This is a genomic window from Stenotrophomonas sp. YJH_SMC_10 (assembly GCF_059371555.1).
Genome location: NZ_JCAFUS010000001.1, coordinates 88993 through 107690 on the forward strand (window position 1 = coordinate 88993; position 18698 = coordinate 107690).

Genomic DNA, 18698 nt, shown 5'->3' on the forward strand with positions numbered 1-18698 from the left:
TTTGCCGGGTGCACGCAGTCCGTTCCCGATCCACCGGCCTCGGGCACAATGCAGCCATGAAGGAACGACTCCGCATCGCCGTGATCGGCTACGGCACCGCTGGACAGGCTGTGTCCATCCTGCTCACCCGTGACGGCCACGAGGTGGAGATCTTTGAACGCGTGCCCGCGCCCGGGCCGGTCGGGGCCGGCTTCCTGCTGCAGCCGAGCGGCCTGCAGGTGCTGTGGCAGATGGGCCTGCTGGATGCGGTGCGTGCGCATGCCGCGCCGGTGCACCGCTTGTATGGCGATACGCCGTGCGAACGCGCCGTGATGGACATGCGCTATGAGGGCCTGGATGCGCGCCTGCACGGGCTCGGCATGCAGCGCGGTGCGCTGTTCTCGCTGCTGGACGAAGCACGTGCGGGCGCGGGCCAGCTGCATGCCGGGACCACCATCGCCACGGTGGATGCCGGGCAGGGCCGCCTGCGCGACAGCGAGGGGCGCGTGCACGGCCCGTTCGACCTGGTGGTGGCCGCCGACGGCGCGGCCTCGACGCTGCGCGGCACGATCGAAGGCGGTACCGGCCTGGATCGCGTGTATCCGTGGGGGGCGTTGTGGTGCCTGCTGCCGGCCGAGGACTGGCCGCACCTGCAGGAACTGCGGCAGCGCTACGTGGCCGCGCGCAAGATGATCGGGCTGCTGCCGGTAGGCACCCGGCCCGGTGACGATACGCCGCGCCTGAGCTTCTTCTGGAGCCTGCCGCGCGCCGACTTCGAGCGTTGGCAGGCCGATGGCATGGCGCCCTGGCTGGACGAGCTGCACGCGCTGTGGCCACAGGCCAGTGCGCGCTTCGCTCATCTGCGGGATGCCAGCCAGCTGGCGAGGGCGGTCTACCGGGATGCAGTGATGACACGCTGGCACCAGGGCCGCATGGTGCTGGCCGGCGATGCCGCCCATTCGATGAGCCCGCAGCTGGGGCAGGGCGTGAACATGGCGCTGCTCGATGCAGTGGCGTTGCGCGATGCCGTGCGCACCCATGGCGCAGCGGGCGAAGCGTTGCAGGCGTACCAGGCGCAACGGCGGGCGCACGTGGCGGTCTATCAGCGCTGGAGCCGTTGGCTGACGCCGTTGTTCCAGTCCGATCGCGATGCGTGGGCGAAGGCGCGCGACATACTGCTGGGCCCGATGGGGCGCCTGCCCGGCGGCCGCGGCCACATGCTGCGCGTGCTGAGCGGAACACAGCACGGCTGGTTCGGTTCACTCGCACTGGATCCAGCCTTCATCGACGCACTGGCCACCGCAGCGGACGCGGCTCCCATCAGTGCGGTCACCGCCAATGCGTGAACTGCTCCGTCACGTGAATTAACGGTTATCTCACCGCGGATGTGCGAGAAGTGGGTGGCACGCGATTGCGCGTCGCCCGTTTTCCTTTCCGTGATCAACATCGCGCATGGCCCCGGGCGGCGCTGCCGTTGCAGCCCGCTGCGGCCCGGATGCGCCGCTGATGTTGACGAGGAGGATGCCATGTTGTTCGCGGTCGAGGAGCTGGAATCGGAAATCTGCAAGCTGCGCGGACTGCTGCAGATGCTGCACGAGGACCAGCCCGACGTATTGGAGGATGTCTTCGAGTTCCACGTCGGCAGCCTGATCAGCCATGCATCGCCGGAACACCACCCGCGCATCCGCGCCTGCGCCCAGGAGATGCTGGCAGCCATCCGGGCCCTGCCGCGGCGACGCGGCGATGACACACCCGTGTTCCGCGTGATGCCGCAGCTGGACATCCGCCCGGCCTGATTCACGCCACTGGCAAGGTCACCACGCCGTTGTCCACGCAGGCGATCATCTGTTCGCCGCGGACGGGCACTGGCACGATGCCTGCCGTGAACGCGGAAAAGGCCGGCAGGATCGTCATTCGTTCGCGCAGCCAGAAGGCCGGGAAGCGGCGGCGCAATGCGGGCAGTGCGACCTGCGGATGCAGGTGGCCGGCGATCACGTGCCACGCCGGGTCTGCGCACGGTTCATGGCGCAGCAGGAACGGTGCCAGCCGCACCTCCTCGTGGATCTGCACCTGCAGCTGGGCATGCGGCAGCTGGCGGTCGTGGTTGCCGCGCAGCACATGCACCTCCAGCGCGGCATTGCGTTCGCGCCAGCCCAGCCATTGCTGGTACCACGCTGCGCGATGGGCCGGTCCATGCAGGATGTCGCCGAGGATCCAGAGTTCGCGGCAGGCGTACCTGTCCAGGAGTGACTGCAGTCGCTGCAGGTCTTCGCCGGTACCACCGCGGGGCAGCGCAATGCCGGCGCGGCGGAACACATCGGCCTTGCCCAGGTGCAGATCCGCGATCAGCAGCGCCTGCCGCGCCGGCCAGTAGAGTGCGCGCGCGCCCGCCAGGGTCACCGGTTCGCCGGCAAGCAGCAGCAATAGTTCATCGGCCATGGCGGCGCTCGAGCTGCTGCGCCGCGCGTTGCACGCGGGTGCGCCAGTCTTCGTTGCTGAACTGCCCGCGCAGGCGTTCGGCCCACAGTGGAAAGCCCAGGGGCGAGAGCGATGCAGGGCGCTGCATCGACATGCGTCGCGCGCCGATCCGGACCAGCACCTGGCGTAGCCCCGGCAGGTCAAGGCTGTCATGCAGCACTTCGCGTTCGGCCAGCGCCAGCAGCAGGTGCTCGGGGTCATGCTCGCGCAATACGTCGTACAGCAGGCCCGCTGAGGCCTGCAGCTGACGCAGCGATCGTGGCATGCCTCCGGGCAGGCTGGGTACCAGCAGGCCTGCGACGCGCGCGATGCCACGGAACTGGCGCCGCGCCAGCTCGCCCAGGTTCACCGCCGCACGCAGATCGTCCAGCAGCTGATCGGGGCTGAACAGCGCATGCCATTGCGCCGCGTCCAGGTCGATCGCCTGCGCCGGTGCCAGCACCAGGCCGTGATCATTCACGGCATAGCCGATGCTGTTGCGCTGCTGGCGGGTGCACCGCAGTGCCAACAGGGCGGCCAGCGCCTCGTGCACGTGGCGTCCGGCAAAGGGATAGACGAACAGGAACTGGCCTTCGCGGCGGCGTACGTCTTCCAGCAGCACGTGGTCCGGGCCGGGAAGCGCCGACACCTGCTGCTGAAGTGCCAGCAGCGGTGCCAGCCAGCGCGCTTCGGCACTGTCGTCGGCGCCTGACAGCACCGACTCCAGTTCGCTGCCGAGTGCCATCGACAGCGGCAGCTGGCCTCCCTGCCAGCGGGGCACGACACCGTCACCGCGCCCGCGTGCCAATCGCACGAAAGCGGTCATGTCGCGCAGCTGCACCAGTTCCAGCAGGCGCCCGGCGAACTGGAAGCGGTCTCCGCGGCGCAGGCGGCTGGCGAACTGTTCCTCCACAGCGCCGAGGCTGGCCCCGCGCAGGAACTGCACGCGCACGCTGCCATCGCTGCTGATGGTGCCGATCGACAGCCGGTGGCGCAGTGCCTGGCGCCGGTCGTGCATCCGGTAACGGCCATCGGCGTCCTGCACGACCTTGTGGAAGTCAGGGTACTGGGCCAGGGCCTGGCCCCCCTGCACGATGAAGGTCAGCACGGCCTGCCACTGGTCCTCGGCCAGGGATGCGAACGCATGGGTGCGCCGGACCTGCGCGAGCAGCGCATCACCGTGGAAGCCACCGGCCAGGGCGCGGCTGACCGCATGCTGGGCCAGGACGTCCAGCGACAGCGTCGGCGGCCTGCGTGCTTCGACCACGCCTTCGGCCAGTGCGCGACGCACGGCTGCGTACTCGGCCAGTTCCAGCGCATGGCTCGGCACGCACAGGATCGCGCCGCTGGCACCGGGGCGATGGCGCGCGCGTCCGGCGCGCTGGCGCAGGCGGGCGACGCCCTTCGGGCTGCCCAGCTGCAGCACCTGTTCGACCTCGGGAAAGTCCACGCCGAGGTCGAGGCTGGAGGTGGCGACCACGCAGCGCAGCGTGCCTGCACGCAGCCCGTCCTCCACCTGCTGGCGCAGCACCGGATCCAGCGAACCGTGGTGCAGCGCGAGCGTGTCCTGTTGCTCGGGCCAGACCGACGCCAGCGCCTGATGCCACAGTTCTGCCTGTGCACGGGTGTTGGTGAACAGCAGGCTGCTGCGTGCCTGCATCAATGCGTCCAGCACCCGCGGCAGTTGGGCCAGGCCCAGGTGCCCGGCCCAGGGAAAGCGTTCACCGGGTTCGGGCAGCAGGCTGCGCACCGTGGTCGCACGCGGGCGTACACCCTGCACGATCGGGGCGTCGGGTTGCCCAGGCAGCAGCACGTCACGGGCTTCATCCAGATTGCCCAGCGTGGCCGAAAGCCCCCACAGCTGCAGCGCGGGGGCGGTGTCGCGCAGCAGCGCCAGGTTCAGCTGCAGCAGCACTCCCCGCTTGTTGCCCAGCAGCTCATGCCACTCGTCCACCACCACGCAGCGCAGCTGGCGCATGCGTGCGAGCGTATCGGGATAGCTCAGCAGCAGCGCCAGCGATTCGGGCGTGGTCACCAGGACGTCGATGCGGCCCTCGCGTGCCTGCCGCCGTTCGCGGTTGCTGGCGTCACCGCTGCGAAGTCCCACGCGCCATCCCAGTCCCAGCCCGTCGACGACCGCCTGTAGCGCGCGTGCGGTGTCACTGGCCAACGCGCGCAGGGGCGTCACCCAAAGCACCTGCAGCGGGCGCACTGCGCTTGCGCGCCGTGGCAGCGGCGGTGGATCGATCATCGCCTGCAGCAGGGGGCCGCCGAACATCGCCAGCGTCTTGCCGCTGCCGGTGGGCGTATGCAGCAATCCGGATTCGCCGGCAAGGTAGTGCCGCCACATTGCGCGCTGGAACGGCAGCGAACGCCAGCCTTGCGCCGCGAACCAGTCTTCCAGCCGGCGCAGCGCCTGGCTGCGCTTCATCGGGCCAGCGCCTGCAGTGTGGCCAGCTGATCGGCCTCGCTGGCTGGCTTGTCCTGGCGCCAGCGCAGGATGCGCGGAAAACGCACGGCGATGCCCGACTTGTGGCGGCTGCTGCGGTTGACTGCCTCGAAGCCCAGTTCGAACACCTGTTCGGCGCGCACACTTCGCACCGGTCCGAAGCGCTCGCGCGTGTTGGCGCGGATCCAGCGATCGAGTGCGAGAATCTCCTTGTCGTCCAGCCCGGAGTACGCCTTGGCCACCGGCACCAGCGTCTCGCCGTCCCACACGCCGAAGGTGTAATCGGTATACAGCGTGCTGCGCCGCCCGTGCCCGGCCTGGGCGTACAGCAGCACCGCATCGATCGTGAGTGGATCGACCTTCCACTTCCACCAGTCGCCGCGTCGGCGGCCGGCCTGGTAAGCGGACAGCCGCCGCTTCAGCATCAGTCCTTCCACCCCGCGTTCGCGCGCGACGTCGCGCAGTGCGGCGGCATGCGGCCAGTCGTCAGCGGCAACCTCGGGCGACAGCTGGATCCGCGCATCCGCCAGCGTACCGATGACGCTGGCGAGCCGGGTGCGCCGCTCCTGCAGGGGCAGCTCACGCAGGTCAACGCCATCCTGTTCCAGCAGGTCATAGGCCAGCACGCGCACCGGCGTGTTGCGCAGGGTCGCTGCACCGGGCTTGCGACGCTGGATGCGGGTCTGCAGTGCGGTGAATGCGCGCGGCAGGTTGGCGGCCTCGTCCCAGGCCAGCAGCTCACCGTCCAGCACGCAGCCGTCGGGCAGCGCCATCGCCGCCTGCTCGATCTCGGGAAAGCGGCCATCCAGCCGCTCCTCACCGCGTGACCAGAGCGCGACCTCACCACGCCGGCGCAGCAGCTGCAGGCGGATGCCATCCCATTTCCATTCCAGCAGCCAATCGCCGATCGGCCCGAGACGCTCCGCAGGTTCGCTTTCCAGTGGCGAGGCGAGGAAGAACGGGTAGGGCTGCTGCCGGTCCAGCGGCAGCTCGTCCGGTGACAGCAACTGAGCCAGCAGTCCGGGCGAGGGCACCCACTCGCCGAGCATGCGCTGGGCGATGCGCGCGATGTCCAGGCCGGACCACTCGGCCAGCGCCTGCTGCACCAGTCGCTGCGAAACGCCTACGCGCAGGGCGCCGGTCAGCAGCTTGTTGAACACCAGGCGTTCGCTGCTGCAGAGCTGCGTCCAGCCTGCGACGACCGCCGCACGGCGGACCGGTTCGGGCTGGTTGGCCACCGCCAGCAGGTGCTGTTCGATCCATTCGGCCAGGGTGCGGTCGGGCGCCGGCTGTTTCGGATCATCCAGCAGCAGGGTCAGCGTTTCGGCCAGGTCGCCCACCTGCGCATAGCTGTCTTCCACCAGCCACGGGGGCAGCCCCGATGCGTCGGCGATCCAGGCGCGCAGTTCGCCGCTGGCGGCGATCTTGCGGCGTGCGCCACCTACCTTGCCACCGCTGAGCAGGTACAGCGCCCATGCCGCGTCATGCGCCCCTGCCTGGCGGAAGTAATCGACCAGCGCCGCACGCTTGTCCAGCGTGGCGGTGCTGCGGTCCAGCCGTTGGTAAAGCGCAGCGAAGGCCTTCATTCCTCGCTCCCGAAATCCGTGCGGAAGGCTTCGGCGGCCACGCCGCGCTCGCGCAGGAAGGGAATCAACGCATCGGTGTTGCCGTGCGTGGCGATCACCCGGCGCGCGCCCGTCTGTTCAATGGTCTGCAGCAGCGCTGGCCAGTCGGCGTGATCGGAAATGACGAAGCCGCGATCGACATTGCGACGCCGCCGGTTGCCGCGAAGCTGCATCCAGCCGGAGGCAAAGCCAAGCTGGTGGCGGCCGAAACGACGCATCCACGGCGTGCCTGCCGCCGACGGCGGCGCCAGGATCAGCTGGCCGGCCGCATCCGGCTGGCGTCCCTGTTCGGCGACCGTGTGCGTCTCCAGCAGGGGCACGCCCGCCTGCCGGTAGACCGCCACGCCGTTGGCGATGGCACCGTGCAGCCAGGCCGGGCGGTCGTCCAGCGGCAGCAGCTCGGCAAGCACGCGCTGTGCCTTGCCGAGCGCGTAGCACAGCAGGATCGCAGCCTCGCCGCGTTGTTCGCATTCGCGGCGCCACGCCACGATCTCGGCCGCCACCGCCGGCGTGTCCGGCCAGCGGTAGATGGGCAGGGCGAAGGTGGCTTCGGTGATGAAGGTATCGCAGGGCACCACCTCGAACGGCGCGCAGGTCGGGTCGGGCTGGCGCTTGTAGTCGCCCGAGGCCACCCAGACCTGCCGGCCGTCGTCGATGCGCACCTGCGAGGAGCCGAGCACGTGTCCGGCCGGATGCAGCGATACCTGCACCTGGCCCAGGCCGAACGGCACGCCTTCGGCATGCGCCTGCACCTGCACGTCGCCCAGGCGCCAGCGCAGGATCGGCAGGCTGCCTTCGCTGCAGTGGTATTCGCCCATGCCGGGGCGTGCGTGATCGCCGTGGCCATGGGTGATCACCGCACGCGGCACCGGTCGCCAGGGATCGATATGGAAATCGCCGGCGGCGCAGTACAGCCCCTCCGGGCGCAGCACCACCAGATCGTCATTGCCTGCCATGGGCCCACTGTGGCCTGCGCCTCGTGCACGCAGTGAGAACCGGCCTGAACACGGGCTTGGCGGATCATGCGGCACAATCGGGCCGCAGACTTCTTGGCGCCAGGATGGACCGGATGAGTGGACCCCGCTTCGACAGCAACCCGCCGTTTGAAACGCATGTGGTGCTGAACCAGCCACCGCCGTTCGCGGGGCGCCAGTTGTGGACCGACGACGTGGCGCTGATGGAAGCCGTGCAGCGCGAGGGCGCTGGCAGCTTCGCACCGCGACTGGATGTTTATGGCGGGTTGGCCGGTGACGAGCTGTACCGGCTCGGCTTCGATGCCAACCGCGATCGCCCGCGCCTGCGTACGCATGATGCGCAGGGCCATCGCATTGACACGGTGGAGTTCCATCCGGCCTATCACCAGTTGATGGGCACGGCCAAATCGCACGGCGTGGCCGGACTGTCCTGGCACGAGCCGCAGCCTGGCGCGCACGTCGCGCGTGCGGTGCTGAGCTACCTGCATCACCAGGCCGAGGCCGGCACCAGCTGCCCGCTGACGATGACCCACGCGGCAGTGGCGGTGCTGTGCACGCAGCCGCACCTGGCCGAGTGGGCACGCAAGGCCGCGGCGCCGGTCTATGACCCGCGCGACGTGCCGGTGGCCGACAAGGGCGGCATCACCCTGGGCATGGGCATGACCGAGAAGCAGGGCGGCTCGGATGTGCGCGCCAACAGCACGCGCGCCGAACCGATCGATGGCGAGCGCTATCGCCTGGTCGGCCACAAGTGGTTCTTTTCCGCACCGATGTGCGATGGCTTCCTGGTGCTGGCGCAGGCGCCGGGCGGGCTGACCTGCCTGTTGATGCCGCGCCGGTTGGCCGACGGTGACCGCAACGCATTCCGGTTGATGCGGTTGAAGGACAAGCTCGGCGACTGGGCCAATGCCTCCAGCGAAGTCGAATTCTGCGGTGCGCAGGCCTGGCGTGTGGGCGACGAAGGGCGCGGCGTCGCCACCATCATCGGCATGGTGATGATGACCCGCCTGGATTGCATGCTGGGCGCCGCAGCGGAAATGCGCATGGCGCTGGCCCAGGCGCTGCACCACGCACGCCATCGCCGCACCTTCGGCAAGCTGCTGGTCGAGCACCCGTTGATGACCAACGTGCTGGCCGACCTGGCGCTGGAATCGGAAGCAGCCACGGTGCTGTCGATGCGCATCGCACGTGCGGTGGACCGCGCCGCCGTGGATGCCAGCGAGGCCGCGCTGGCGCGGCTGGGAACGGCACTGGGCAAGTACTGGCTGTGCAAGCGCGCACCGGCCTTCGTCAACGAAGCGCAGGAATGCCTGGGCGGAGCAGGCTATGTGGAGGAATCAATGCTGCCGCGGTTGTACCGGCAGGCACCGTTGAATTCGATCTGGGAAGGCAGCGGCAACATCCAGTGCCTGGACGTGCTGCGCGCGCTGGCACGCGAACCGGAGACGCTGGCGGCGCTGCGCGCTGAGCTGGCGGCGGTGGCCGATCGTGATGCGCGCTACGCGGCGGCGCTGCAGCGTTGGGCAGCGGCGCCGGCGCCCGACGAGTCGCAGGCACGGACGTTCTGCGAGCGCACTGCGCTGCTGCTGCAGGCGGCGCTGCTGCTGCGTGCGCGCAGCCCGATGGCCGAGGCGTTCGTGCGCAGTCGGCTGCAGGGGGAGCATGGCCTGGCATTCGGTACGCTGCCGGCGGGCGTGGATCTGTCGGCAATGCTGGCGCGTGCGCTGCCGTAGGGGCGCCGTGGATACGTCCGTGCAGGCCCGGGCGCGCCATCCATGCCGCTTGCGCCCCTGCGCCACCTGCCCGCGGGCAGAGAGCGAAAAGCAGAAAAGCCGCGGCGGCGCCGCGGCTTTCCTGTAGCGCCGGGCCCATGCCCGGCTGATACGACGTCGCTAAGCGCCTCAGTGCTTGGCTTCTTCCTTGGCGGCGTTCGCCTTCGCGTCATTGGCGACATCGCGTGCCTTGTCGGCGACCTTCTGCGCGGCATCGGCAGTTGCGTCACTGGCGTGGGCAGCGGCATCGGTCGCCGCGTCCTTGGCCTTGTCGGCGGCGTTGGCGGTGGCGTCTGCGGCCTTGTCCAGGGCCTGCTGGGTGTCGGCCGCGGCCTGCTCGGAGGCGGCGGCCGTCTTGTCGGCGGCTTCGCGGGTCGCGGCGGCGGCCTTGTCCACGGCGTCGCGGGCGGCAGCGCCGGCACTGTCGGCGGCCTGCTGCGCGTCCTGCTTGGCCTGTTCGGCTTCCGGGCCCTTGCAGGCAGCCAGCGCCAGCAGCAGGGAAGCAGCCAGCAGAGGCGTGGTGATCGGGCGAATCTTCATGGCGGTCTCCGGTGCTGCAATGGATGGGGACGCCAGCCTATTCATGCCGTTGTGAAGACGGGGTCGCGATGCAGCGGCGTGGTCGCCGGCATCGCTACAAAGAAAAAGCCGCTGGCGAACCAGCGGCTTTTCCAGAACAGCGTGAAGAAAGAAGTTATTACTTCTTGGCTTCTTCAGCAGCGTCCTTGGCCTTTTCAGCGGTAGCTTCGGCAGCCTTGGCGGCGTCCTTGGCTTCGCCAGCAGCGGCGTCGGTGGCAGCAGCGGCGGTCTGGGCAGCGGCGTCGACCGAAGCGTCAGCAGCGGTGGCGGCGGTGTCAGCGGCCTGCTGGGCAGCAGCGGCGGTCTGGGCGCCGGCAGCGGCGGCCTGGTCGGCAGCAGCCTGGGCTTCGGTGGCGGCTTCGTTGGCCGAAGCAGCGGCGTCCTGGGCAGCTTCCTGCTTCGAGCAGGCGGCCAGGGCCAGAGCCAGGGACATCGCGACCAGCAGCTTGTTGATGCTCATTGTGTGAATCCTCGTCGTTAGATTAGGCAACGCGCAACTGCGCGCCGACAACATGATGACAAGCCAAGATTGGGTGTCAAGCGATCCCGCATTCATTTTTGCGAAATCATCGTTAAATCGTTTTAAATCAATTCGATGGCAATTGCCGTTGCTTCGCCGCCACCAATGCACAGGGTGGCAATGCCGCGCTTGCCACCGCGCGTGCGCAGGGCGTTGACCAGCGTCACCACCAGGCGCGCACCGGAGGCACCGATGGGATGGCCGAGTGCGCAGGCGCCGCCATTCACGTTGAGCTTGTCGTGCGGGATACCCAGTTCGCGCATCGGCGCCATCGCCACCACGGCAAAGGCTTCGTTGATTTCGAACAGGTCGATCTGGTCCAGCGACCAGCCGGTCTTGGCCAGCAGCGCGTGGATCGCGCCGATCGGGGCGGTGGTGAACCACTCCGGTTCCTGCGAATGGGTGGCGTGGCCGACGATGCGCGCCAGCGGCGTGATACCACGCGCGGCAGCCTCTTCCTCGGTCAGCAGGACCACCGCAGCGGCACCGTCGGAGATGCTGGAGGAACTGGCTGCAGTCACGCTGCCATCCTTCTTGAAGGCCGGGCGCAGGGTCGGGATCTTGGCGATGTCGGAGCGGCCCGGCTGTTCGTCGGTGGCGACCTCCACGTCACCCTTGCGGGTGGCGACCTTGACCGCGACGATCTCGTCGGCGAACGCGCCGCTGGCCTGCGCGGCCTGCGCGCGCTTGACCGATTCGATCGCGTAGGCGTCCTGCTCCTCGCGGCTGAACTGGTACTTGTCCACGGCGCACTCGGCGAATTCACCCATGGCCTTGCCGTCGTAGGCATTGACCAGGCCGTCGTGGGCCATGTGATCGACCGCCTGGAAGTTGCCGAAGCGGTTGCCGGTGCGCGAGTTCGGCAGCAGGTGCGGGGCGTTGGACATCGATTCCATGCCGCCGGCGACCACGATGCTGGCCGAGCCGGCCTTGATCAGGTCATGGCCGAGCATGATCGTCTTCATGCCCGAGCCGCACACCTTGTTGAGGGTGGTGGCGCCGGTCGACAGCGGAATGCCGGCGGCGATCGCGGCCTGGCGGGCGGGCGCCTGGCCGAGGTTGGCCGGCAGCACGCAGCCCATCAGGACCTCGGAGACGTCGCTGGCCGGGACACCCGACTGTTCCAGGGCGGCAGCGATGGCGGCCGCGCCGAGGGTGGGGGTCGGCACGCCGTTGAACTGGCCGAGGAAGGAGCCGATGGCAGTGCGCTTGGCGGCGGCGATGACGATGTTGGACATGGCAATCTCGTTGATGCGTAAGCAATGTTCGGAAAGGAGACCGTGGACGTTGGAAGCGCCCCGGTTTCCCGGCAGACTGCGTGGGGGTCGGCCCAAGTATAGAGGGTCGGGAAGGGCTGCCGCTGGGCAGCGCCGCACGCCTGCCGGGATGTAGGCAGGCCAACGTTCATGGGAAGGAATCGATGGAACGCACGATGAGGGTGAAATCCGCGCTGGCAACGGCGATGGCGATGGCGTTGACGGCATGCGGGGGAGGCGGGGGCGGCGGCAACGTCCGCATTGATCCTCCCCCGACCACGCCGACACCCCCGACCACGCCTCCGCCGACGACACCGCCGCCGGCCAAGCCGCAGGAGCCGGCGTTCGACGCACACCTGTCGGTGACCAACGCGCGGGCCGCACAGGCTGCCGGCCTGACCGGGCAGGGGGTGCGCATCGGCATCGTCGATTCGGGCGTGCAGCGCAACGCGGCGGCGCTGAACGGGCGCGTCGTCGCCAACCTCAACTACATCGATCCCGCCCGCAACAACCTGCAGGTCGACGACGTGGTGGGCCACGGCACGGCGGTGGCCAGCCTGGCCGCCGGTGCCGCGGTGGGCTCCTGGCCGGGCGGCATCGCCCCCGGCGCACAGATCGTTTCGGCGCGGATCATCGCCGACAAGCCGCCGGTCGATGACGGCAGCGGCAAGGGCAATTCCTTCAGCGGTCCGCTGGGTGTGGCGCAGGTCCACCAGGACCTGATCAGCTACAACGTCAAGGTGATGAACAACTCCTGGGGCGGCCTGTACTGGACCGACCTGCCGACCACGGCCCAGGTGGCGGCCGAGTACCGTCCGTTCGTCATCAACCATGGCGGCCTGGTGGTGTTCGCCGCCGGCAATGATGCGCGCGCCGAACCGAGCAGCCTGGCCGCACTGCCCAGCCAGCAGGGCGTTGCCGGCTCGCTGCCGGCGGCCGACCTGGAGCGCGGCTGGCTGGTGGCGACCGCGGTCGACCCCTACACGACCGGTACGCTGGCCAGCTATGCCAACGCGTGCGGCCAGGCCGCGCGCTACTGCCTGGCAGCGCCGGGCAGCGCGGTCTATCCCGACGCCAATGGCAGCACCTATTACTGGAACTACGGTACGTCCTTCGCCGCGCCGCTGGTTTCCGGCGCCGCCGCACTGGTCTGGCAGCGCTATCCGTATTTCGACAACAACCTGGTCCGGCAGACCCTGCTGGGGACCGCCAAGGACATCGGTGCGCCCGGCGTGGATGCGGTGTTCGGCTACGGCCTGCTCGACATCTCGCGGGCGATCAAGGGGCCGGGGCGCTTCGACTGGGGCGATGTGGTCGTCAATGTCGATGCACCGTCCAGTGGTTCGCTGTGGAGCAACGACATCGTCGGCAGCGGTGGCCTGGTCAAGCAGGGCGGGGGCACCCTGGTGCTCGGCGGCAACAACAGCTACGCCGGCGCTACCCGCATCGAGCGCGGCATCCTGTCGCTGCAGAACGGCAGCGTGATCCGTTCCAACGTAACGATCCTGGCGCAGCCCGATCCGGATTCGACCGGCCTGCAGTTCAATGGGGGGACGCCGCGCGTGATCGGCAACGTGGTCAACGGCAGCAGCGTGTTCCTGACCACCGGCAACACCACCGGCACCATCGAGGGCAACTACACACAGCAGGCGGGCGCACAGCTGATGATCGCGCTCGGTGCCAATGCGCTGCAGGTCACCGGCAACGCCACGCTCAATGGCGGCGTGCGCGTGCATGGCTTCGTTTCCGGCTATGTGCCGCAGAACGGCAGCCGCCAGGACCTGATCCACGCCGCCGGTGGCCTGAGCGGCACCTTCAGCAGCCCGGCCACCTCCAGCGGCCTGCAGGGCCTGTCGCTGCTGCAGAGCAGCTACGGCTATGACAGCAACACGGCCTGGTTGAACCTGACCCAGGTCAGCGTCACCGCAGCGGCGGCCGGGCTCACGGCCTCGGCGCAGTCCGCCGCGCAACGCGTGGAAAGCGCATTCGGCGCGCTCGATGGCAGTCCCGCCCTGCAGGGCTCGGCCTTCGGCACGGCGGCCGGTGCGCTGCAGTGGACCGGCGGCGGCAGCGAAGGCCTGGCGGCCAGCCTGCAGAGCCTGTCCGGGCAGGCCCATGCACGGGCCGAGTCGGCCACCTTCGACAGCATCGACATGTCACGCCGTGCGATCGCCGAGCGCTTCGATCGCGTGCAGGCGGCGCCACGCCTGCGCGGGGCCTGGCAGAGTGCGCTCGGCGAGGCCGGGCAGGGCAGTTTCGCCGGCAACGAGGCCGACAGCCGTGGCTGGATGGCCGGCCAGGACCTGCCGCTGGGCAGCGCTGGGCTGATGGGCGTGGCTTTTGGCGAAACCCGCAGCAACGGTGGCAACAGCTTCGGCGGTGATCGTGGCCGTGATCGCCAGGCGCAGGCGCAGTTGTACGCCGGCTGGAACCTGGGCCGGGGCTATGCGCTGGCCCAGGTCGGCAGCGGCCAGTTCACCCGTGCGCTGGATCGCCAGCTGCTGCTGGGCGCGGGCGCGTACGGTGTTTCCGCGCGTTATGGCGGACGCTTCAGCAGCGCCAGCGTTGAAGGCGGCTACCGCTTCGGCCACGCGGGCGCGTCGTTGACGCCGTACCTGGGCGCCAGCACCACGCGCGTGGATACCGATGCCTTCAACGAGCGGGGCGGTTTCGGCTTTGGCCTGCGCGGTGAGGCCAACCGCGTGCAGCGCAGCCAGATGCTGGCCGGTATCCGTGGCGAACGCGGCTGGGGCCGCTGGACCCTGCGCGGGCACGCCGAGTGGCAGCAGCGGCTCGACGGTGCCGATGCGGACTGGCAGGCCAGCTTCGTGGGTGTCGATGCCTGGGCGCCGCTGGCGGGATGGAACACGCCGCGCGGCAGTGCGCTGTTCGGCGTGGCGCTGGAGTCGTGGTGGGGCCGCACTGGCCGCCTGATCCTGGGCTTCGACCAGCGCGTCGGTGGCGAGGGCGCGCGCCAGGCGGCGTTGCGCTACAGCACCGGGTTCTGAACGGGCGGTCGCGCCGGGTCGAAAGCCCCGGCGCGACATCGCAGGCTCAGCCGCCGCGCAGGTTGCCCAGGCGCGGGGTGCTGCGGCCGAGCGGCATCTTCAGCTTGCCGATCGACAGGATGCGGCTTTCGGCGATGCGGTCGGCCGCACGCTGCGGCGCGATGTTCTCGCGCTGCGACAGTTCGAAGATGCGGGTGAGGTTGTGGTAGATGCTGCGGATCAGGCGCATCGCGCGTTCGCGGTTGTAGCCGTCGATCTCCAGCGACACGTTCATCACGCCGCCGGCGTTGACCGCATAGTCCGGTGCGTAGAGGATGCCGCGTGCGTGCAGCTCATCGCCGATCTCCAGGCTCGACAGCTGGTTGTTGGCGGTACCGCAGATGATCCTGGCCTTGATGCGCGGCAGGGTGTCGGCGTTGATCGCGCTTTCCAGCGCGCACGGTGCGAACACATCGGCGTTCACTTCGTGGATCTCGTCCGGCTTGACGGCTTCGGCGCCGAAATCGCTGACTGCACGGTCGACCAGCGCGCTGTCCAGGTCGGTGACATACAGCTTGGCGCCGCGATCGCGCAGCAGCTTCACCAGTTCCATGCCGATGTGGCCCAGGCCCTGCACCGCGATGCTGGTCTTGCCCACTTCCTCATGACCGAACTTGAAGCGCATCGCCGCCATCAGCGCCTGCAGTGCACCGTAGGCGGTGAACGGCGCCGGGTCGCCGGAGCCGCCATGGACCTGGTGCACGCCGGTCACGAACTGGCTCTCCAGGTAGATGTTCTCCATGTCGTTGACGTCGGTGCCGACGTCCTCGGCAGTGATGTAGCGCCCGCCCAGCGAGTCGACATACCGGCCGAACGCGCGGAACAGGACCTCGGTCTTGTCCACTTTCGGGTCGCCGATGATCACCGCCTTGCCGCCACCAACGTTGAGGCCGGCCAGCGCGTTCTTGTAGGTCATCGTCCGGCTCAGGCGCAGCACATCGGCCAGCGCCTCGTCGGTGCTGGCGTAGGGACGCATGCGCACGCCGCCCAGGGCCGGGCCCAGGGTGGTGTTGTGGATGGCGATGATCGCCCGCAGGCCGGCATCGTGGTTGTGGCAGAACACCACTTGTTCGTGGCCGGTGGTGGCGAGGGTTTCGAATAGCATGGCGTCTCCGATGGCGCGAACAGCGGCGAACTGCAGCGAACGGCCAGTGAACGGTAGGGTCCCAAAACAAAAAAAGCGACGTCGTCATGGCAGGGGGACGGGTCGCGCGGCGCCATTCTAGTCCATTCCCCCGGCCGATGCCGTCGAGGTTGGCGGGCTTTCGGTTAAAGAAGATGAAAGTGCGGCCGATGCTGCGACGACGGCGGGTGGCCGGACGGGCGTGAAGAGGCAGGCGGTCAGTGACGGCAAAGGCACTACAACGACAGGTCGGGCGGCGATGACACGGGCCTGGTGGCGATCGCTACGCAGCTGGTTGTCGCGTTCCACCGGGACGGCGCCGTCGCGGCTGGTCGCTGCGTCCCGCCAGGCCGTGGCTGCCGCAGCGGCCAGCCTGCAGGGCGAGCCGCTGCCGTCGGCGGAAATCGCCGGCCACCTGCAACGCGGGCTGCATGCGCTTGCGCTGTACCCGCGGCTGGCCGGCGAGCCGACGCCAGTGCACGATCCGGGCCTGGGCGAGGCGGTGGCGCGCGCGCTGCAGGACCGCGACTGGGCGGCCAGGCAGCTGCCGCGCCGGCCGCAGCTGCTGCCGCAGCTGATCCAGACCGTCAACGACGATGCCGCCTCGGCACGGGTGATGGCCGCGATCATCGGCCAGGACCCGGTGCTGACCGGCAACCTGCTGCGCATCGCCAACAGCCCGGCCTACAAGGTCCACGAGCGCCCGGTCGAGAGCCTGCAGCGGGCGGTGACGCTGGTCGGCACCGAAGGCGTGCGGCAGATCATCAGTGCGGTGCTGGTACAGCCGGTGATGCAGGTGCAATGCGAGGTGTTCCCGCAGTTCAGCACGATCATCTGGGAGCACGCGCTGCTGGCATCGCGCGCTGCGGCCGACCATGCGCGCACGGTGACCTTCGGCGATGCCTTCGCCGCGCAGTGGCTGGGCCTGGTACAGGGGCTGGGGGCTGCCCTGGTGATGCGCCAGTTGCTGCAGGAGGCACAGGCCCGCGGCGAGGCCGTGGAGCCGGCGCTGGCCCTGCAGCTGCTGCAGCAGTGGTCGTTGCCGTTGGCGCAGCGCGTCGCCGCTGCGTGGGAATTGCCTGAGCCGGTGCACCAGGCCCTGGCGGTGGATGCGCAGGGACCGCTGGCCGACAGCCTGCGCCTGGCCAGCGCCGCCGCAGCGGCCAGCCTGTTGTGCCGCCATGGGCATGCCAGCCAGAGCCGCATGCTGGCCCTGCTGGAACAGCTACCGACCGCGCCGCCGCACGCCTTGCGCTGGATCTGGCGACGCCTGCATGGGCGCAGCGTGGAGACGCTGGATGACGCCGGGCACGCGCCGACCGGCACGGCTCGCTGAGCGCTACAGCTGCGATTCGACCGGCAGCCAGCTGATCACGCGCGACAACCAGCGCTTGCGCGTTGTTGCTCCTGGCTCGGCCTCGACCCAGTGCGGCGGCGGTTCGCGCTCCAGCCAGCGCAACCGGCGGCGGTCGTCCAGTGCCAGCCACCAGCTGTGCCTGGGGTCAGCCAGGCGCAGGTATTCGTCCCGCAGCTGTGCACCCAGCACCGGATCGTCGAACAGCACACCCATTTCGGTGTTCAGGTAGGCCGAGCGCGGGTCCAGGTTGAAGGAGCCGACGAAACCGCGGCGGTCATCGATCAGGAATGCCTTGGTGTGCAGGCTCGCGCCGCTGCTCCCGAACACGCCGGCATCGCCGGACTGTCCCTGTGCCTTCAGCTCGTACAGGTGGACGCCGGCTTCCAGCAGCGGCACGCGGTAGCCCATGTAGCCCCCGTGCACGGCGGCGACGTCGTTGGCGGCCAGCGAATTGGTGACCACGCCCACCTGCACGCCCCGCCCGGCCATCGCCGAAAAGCCATCCAGGCCCTCGTTGCCAGGCACGAAGTAGGGCGAGATCAACAGGGCCTTGTGCCGGGCGGCCTGCAGCTCGCTGATCAGGGTCGACACCAGCCAGGCGGCGCGATCATCCCTGCGGTGCTTCATCGGCGGGTCCGACACGATGCGCACTGCATCGCTCCAGTGCAACGGCTCGGGGCTCGGGCGCTGCCGCTGGCGTGATTCGGCCACGCGCGCAAGGTACGGGCGGGCCACGTCCCGCTGCGCCTCATGGTCCGATTCGCGCACCAGCAGGCGCAGTTGTGCGTCGGTATGGAAGGCAAGCGCGGATACCGGAATGGCGGTTTCGCTGTTCCAGTAGTCGTCGAAGATCCGGTTGGCCTGCTCCACCGCGGGGCCGGCGACCAGCAGGTCCAGATCCTGGAAGTTCACATCGGTGCGCGCGCTGAAATACTCCTCGCCGATGTTGCGGCCACCGACGATCGCGACGCGGCCATCGGCGATCCAGCTCTTGTTGTGCATGCGGTGGTTCACGCTGAAGAAGCGCTGCACCATCTCCACCATGCGCAGGATGCCGGTCCGGTTGCGGAACGGGTTGTACAGGCGGATCTCGATGTTCGGATGGGCATCGAGCGCCATCATCAGCGCGTCCTTGTCCTTGGCATTCATGTCATCGAGCAGGATGCGCACGCGCACGCCGCGCTCGGCGGCGTCATACAGCGCCTTGGCCATCAGGTGGCCGATCAGGTCGTCGTGCCAGATGTAGTACTGCAGGTCCAGGCTGCGCCCGGCCTGGGTGGTGATCATCGCGCGCGCGGCGAAGGCATCCATGCCATCGCTGAGGAAGGCCACGCCCGACTGGCCGGGATGGGCCGCCTGCAGTGGCACGATCTGCTGGTCGATGCGGGTCTGTGCCGGCTGCAGCGGCAGCACGTGCGAAGGCGCGCCATGCGCCTGCGGCGTGAGATGGTCGGCCAGCAGCAGTCCGGACAGGACCAGCAGCACCAGCGCGGCGAGGATGATCGCAGCAACACGCAGCAGGCGTCGCCACAGCGGCTTGGGCAGGCTCATGCCCCGATG

At 69.2% G+C, this 18698-nt stretch carries 14 protein-coding genes; 5 read left to right on the top strand and 9 right to left on the bottom strand.

Going from position 1 to position 18698, the window contains the following annotated elements:
• Window positions 1-56: 56 nt before the first annotated feature.
• Window positions 57-1325, top strand: a complete 1269-nt coding sequence (locus tag AC5P9C_RS00390) for an FAD-dependent oxidoreductase (protein WP_343540998.1) — start codon at window positions 57-59, stop codon at window positions 1323-1325.
• Window positions 1326-1505: 180 nt separating this feature from the next.
• Window positions 1506-1775, top strand: coding sequence for a hypothetical protein (locus AC5P9C_RS00395; RefSeq protein WP_049467888.1), 270 nt, complete (start codon window positions 1506-1508; stop codon window positions 1773-1775).
• A 1-nt stretch (window position 1776) separates the two neighbouring features.
• Here the strand turns inward: AC5P9C_RS00395 and pdeM are convergent, their stop codons facing one another.
• From pdeM to AC5P9C_RS00415, 4 genes are read right to left on the bottom strand one after another with little or no spacing between them, the layout of a single operon-like run.
• Window positions 1777-2418: a ligase-associated DNA damage response endonuclease PdeM gene (gene pdeM, locus AC5P9C_RS00400; protein WP_414615250.1), complete on the bottom strand. Its 642-nt coding sequence runs from the start codon at window positions 2416-2418 to the stop codon at window positions 1777-1779.
• Window positions 2408-4867, bottom strand: a complete 2460-nt coding sequence (locus AC5P9C_RS00405; RefSeq protein ID WP_150826911.1) for a ligase-associated DNA damage response DEXH box helicase — start codon at window positions 4865-4867, stop codon at window positions 2408-2410. The genes pdeM and AC5P9C_RS00405 overlap by 11 nt, the downstream gene beginning before the upstream one ends.
• Window positions 4864-6471, bottom strand: coding sequence for an ATP-dependent DNA ligase (locus AC5P9C_RS00410; RefSeq protein ID WP_343540999.1), 1608 nt, complete (start codon window positions 6469-6471; stop codon window positions 4864-4866). Before AC5P9C_RS00410 ends, AC5P9C_RS00405 begins: the two co-directional genes overlap by 4 nt.
• Complete coding sequence (locus tag AC5P9C_RS00415; protein WP_053506374.1) at window positions 6468-7466, bottom strand: ligase-associated DNA damage response exonuclease; 999 nt, start codon at window positions 7464-7466, stop codon at window positions 6468-6470. Before AC5P9C_RS00415 ends, AC5P9C_RS00410 begins: the two co-directional genes overlap by 4 nt.
• 113 nt (window positions 7467-7579) lie before the next feature.
• On the opposite strand from AC5P9C_RS00415, the gene AC5P9C_RS00420 reads away from it, so the two are divergent.
• A complete protein-coding gene (locus tag AC5P9C_RS00420; RefSeq protein WP_312558298.1) occupies window positions 7580-9217 on the top strand; it encodes an acyl-CoA dehydrogenase family protein in 1638 nt (545 codons plus the stop codon).
• 168 nt (window positions 9218-9385) lie between these two features.
• On the opposite strand, the gene AC5P9C_RS00425 is transcribed toward AC5P9C_RS00420, so the two are convergent.
• The 3 genes from AC5P9C_RS00425 to AC5P9C_RS00435 form a co-directional block, all read right to left on the bottom strand.
• Complete coding sequence (locus tag AC5P9C_RS00425) at window positions 9386-9796, bottom strand: hypothetical protein (RefSeq protein ID WP_049467900.1); 411 nt, start codon at window positions 9794-9796, stop codon at window positions 9386-9388.
• 157 nt (window positions 9797-9953) lie between these two features.
• A complete protein-coding gene (locus tag AC5P9C_RS00430; protein ID WP_049467903.1) occupies window positions 9954-10295 on the bottom strand; it encodes a hypothetical protein in 342 nt (113 codons plus the stop codon).
• A 122-nt stretch (window positions 10296-10417) separates the two neighbouring features.
• Window positions 10418-11593: a thiolase family protein gene (locus AC5P9C_RS00435; protein WP_057493162.1), complete on the bottom strand. Its 1176-nt coding sequence runs from the start codon at window positions 11591-11593 to the stop codon at window positions 10418-10420.
• Window positions 11594-11775: 182 nt separating this feature from the next.
• Between AC5P9C_RS00435 and AC5P9C_RS00440 the strand changes: the two genes are divergently transcribed.
• Window positions 11776-14619, top strand: a complete 2844-nt coding sequence (locus AC5P9C_RS00440) for a S8 family serine peptidase (protein ID WP_414615251.1) — start codon at window positions 11776-11778, stop codon at window positions 14617-14619.
• Window positions 14620-14665: 46 nt separating this feature from the next.
• On the opposite strand, the gene AC5P9C_RS00445 is transcribed toward AC5P9C_RS00440, so the two are convergent.
• A complete protein-coding gene (locus AC5P9C_RS00445; protein ID WP_049467908.1) occupies window positions 14666-15763 on the bottom strand; it encodes a Glu/Leu/Phe/Val dehydrogenase dimerization domain-containing protein in 1098 nt (365 codons plus the stop codon).
• Window positions 15764-16040: 277 nt separating this feature from the next.
• Between AC5P9C_RS00445 and AC5P9C_RS00450 the strand changes: the two genes are divergently transcribed.
• Window positions 16041-17117, top strand: a complete 1077-nt coding sequence (locus AC5P9C_RS00450) for an HDOD domain-containing protein (protein WP_182067239.1) — start codon at window positions 16041-16043, stop codon at window positions 17115-17117.
• A gap of 3 nt (window positions 17118-17120) precedes the next feature.
• Here AC5P9C_RS00450 and AC5P9C_RS00455 read toward each other — a convergent pair whose 3' ends face one another.
• The gene (locus AC5P9C_RS00455; protein WP_343540589.1) at window positions 17121-18689 is read right to left on the bottom strand and encodes a phospholipase D family protein; all 1569 of its coding nucleotides are present in this window, start codon (window positions 18687-18689) and stop codon (window positions 17121-17123) included.
• Between the last annotated feature and the right edge of the window lie 9 nt (window positions 18690-18698).

Bases quoted from the DNA above. Each gene is read 5' to 3' on its own strand.
- pdeM (WP_414615250.1), bottom strand. From the start codon at position 2,418: ATGGCCGATGAACTATTGCTGCTGCTTGCCGGCGAACCGGTGACCCTG.
- AC5P9C_RS00415 (WP_053506374.1), bottom strand. From the start codon at position 7,466: ATGGCAGGCAATGACGATCTGGTGGTGCTGCGCCCGGAGGGGCTGTAC.
- AC5P9C_RS00450 (WP_182067239.1), top strand. From the start codon at position 16,041: ATGACACGGGCCTGGTGGCGATCGCTACGCAGCTGGTTGTCGCGTTCC.
- AC5P9C_RS00455 (WP_343540589.1), bottom strand. From the start codon at position 18,689: ATGAGCCTGCCCAAGCCGCTGTGGCGACGCCTGCTGCGTGTTGCTGCG.
- AC5P9C_RS00410 (WP_343540999.1), bottom strand. From the start codon at position 6,471: ATGAAGGCCTTCGCTGCGCTTTACCAACGGCTGGACCGCAGCACCGCC.
- AC5P9C_RS00390 (WP_343540998.1), top strand. From the start codon at position 57: ATGAAGGAACGACTCCGCATCGCCGTGATCGGCTACGGCACCGCTGGA.
- AC5P9C_RS00420 (WP_312558298.1), top strand. From the start codon at position 7,580: ATGAGTGGACCCCGCTTCGACAGCAACCCGCCGTTTGAAACGCATGTG.
- AC5P9C_RS00445 (WP_049467908.1), bottom strand. From the start codon at position 15,763: ATGCTATTCGAAACCCTCGCCACCACCGGCCACGAACAAGTGGTGTTC.
- AC5P9C_RS00435 (WP_057493162.1), bottom strand. From the start codon at position 11,593: ATGTCCAACATCGTCATCGCCGCCGCCAAGCGCACTGCCATCGGCTCC.
- AC5P9C_RS00425 (WP_049467900.1), bottom strand. From the start codon at position 9,796: ATGAAGATTCGCCCGATCACCACGCCTCTGCTGGCTGCTTCCCTGCTG.
- AC5P9C_RS00395 (WP_049467888.1), top strand. From the start codon at position 1,506: ATGTTGTTCGCGGTCGAGGAGCTGGAATCGGAAATCTGCAAGCTGCGC.
- AC5P9C_RS00405 (WP_150826911.1), bottom strand. From the start codon at position 4,867: ATGAAGCGCAGCCAGGCGCTGCGCCGGCTGGAAGACTGGTTCGCGGCG.
- AC5P9C_RS00430 (WP_049467903.1), bottom strand. From the start codon at position 10,295: ATGAGCATCAACAAGCTGCTGGTCGCGATGTCCCTGGCTCTGGCCCTG.
- AC5P9C_RS00440 (WP_414615251.1), top strand. From the start codon at position 11,776: ATGGAACGCACGATGAGGGTGAAATCCGCGCTGGCAACGGCGATGGCG.